The sequence below is a fragment of the Microseira sp. BLCC-F43 genome, from assembly GCF_041929235.1.
Lineage (GTDB): Bacteria > Cyanobacteriota > Cyanobacteriia > Cyanobacteriales > Aerosakkonemataceae > Microseira.
The window spans coordinates 1-1,154 of the sequence record NZ_JBHFNP010000110.1 but is presented as its reverse complement, the minus strand read 5'-3'; the positions used below and the strand labels follow the sequence as shown (position 1 = coordinate 1,154).

At 48.4% G+C, this 1,154-nt stretch carries 2 protein-coding genes and 1 pseudogene; 2 read left to right on the top strand and 1 reads right to left on the bottom strand.

The genetic code is table 11. The annotated features are described in order from the left end of the window. Positions 1-58 precede the first annotated feature (58 nt). Positions 59-382, top strand: coding sequence for a hypothetical protein (locus tag ACE1CM_RS16205; RefSeq protein ID WP_374878545.1), 324 nt, complete (start codon positions 59-61; stop codon positions 380-382). 88 nt (positions 383-470) lie between these two features. On the opposite strand, the gene ACE1CM_RS16200 is transcribed toward ACE1CM_RS16205, so the two are convergent. After that, positions 471-617, bottom strand: coding sequence for a ribbon-helix-helix protein, CopG family (locus ACE1CM_RS16200; RefSeq protein WP_374878544.1), 147 nt, complete (start codon positions 615-617; stop codon positions 471-473). 36 nt (positions 618-653) lie between these two features. On the opposite strand from ACE1CM_RS16200, the pseudogene ACE1CM_RS16195 reads away from it, so the two are divergent. After that, positions 654-1,016, top strand: a pseudogene (locus ACE1CM_RS16195) (helix-turn-helix domain-containing protein); the annotation flags it as partial. Positions 1,017-1,154 lie beyond the last annotated feature (138 nt).

The window sequence follows — 1,154 nt, the reverse complement described above, 5'->3', positions numbered from 1 at the left end:
TAATCATCTGGTTCTAGAGTTCAGGACTAGCAAGCATCCTGAAGTAGGTCTTTAACTCTTGCCTCTAACGAATAGTCTGGTCAGCTTGGGCTTTTTGGCTTACGCCTCTTGCCCCGTCACGAAGCGTGCGGGGTTGCTGACTGCTGCTTCAAGAGTGCCTGTCTTACCGCATTATGGAATAGGTCTTTGGCAGCCATTACTCCTCACACAGTTTCTAGCCGGAAGTTCGGTCTTGAAGCAGGCAGTGGCGATCGCATCCGACACGAGCTTTCGCTTGCTCTTCCCATCTAAACCTCCGGGGTACTCCCGCGCTAACCGCGTAGCGGTTAGCGGTGAGGGGGATAGGAGGGCGGTGAGGAGTCCCACCCCCGACCAATTTTGACCCCCGCTCAAAGAGGAAGCGGGGTGGGCGACGATAGGCTGAAATTCTGGAGGTCTCCTCCAGAATCGCCTACCTCACGAATCGCCAATTAAGCTGGGTTAGTAGGTTTAACCCGACTCTTGAGAGTCCTGATATAACTTCGCAGTATTTCTGTCTGCGTTCGGCTCGTTTGTTCGGCATATTGCTTTAGTATTTGTAATTCTTCATCAGGAAGTCTAATGGTAAGCTTATTCATCTTGACTTGTACAGTTATTAACTGTACAATAATATCATGTTATTAACTTACCAGTATCGATTGCAACCAAGTCCCGAGCAGGTGGCGACCTTGAGCCACTGGGGTGAATTGTTGCGTCGGCATTGGAACCATGCCTTGGGTGAAAGACTGGATTGGTTGCGTCGCACCAGATGTCAAATCGACCGTTGTAGCCTGATTTCAGAACCGATTGGGGATATTCCTGAGAAAGTAGATTATTATTCACAAGCGGCTGACCTCAAAGAAACTAAACGGTTATTCCCTGAATACAAAGACATCTACGCTGATTGCCAACAGCAGAATCTAATGCGGTTGGATAAGGCTTGGAAACGCTGGTTAATTCCCGACAAGGCAGGAAAGAGAGGCGGCAAACCTAGATTTGTGCGATGTAGAAAGTTGAGTGGAATGGAGGTATAACAACCAACAAAGTGAGAGGAAAGCCGTCTTTCAAGCGTGAATTCTGTCTCACTATCCCCACGTAAAAAGAGTCCCAGACTCCGGTCACGTTAGTAGTAAGTA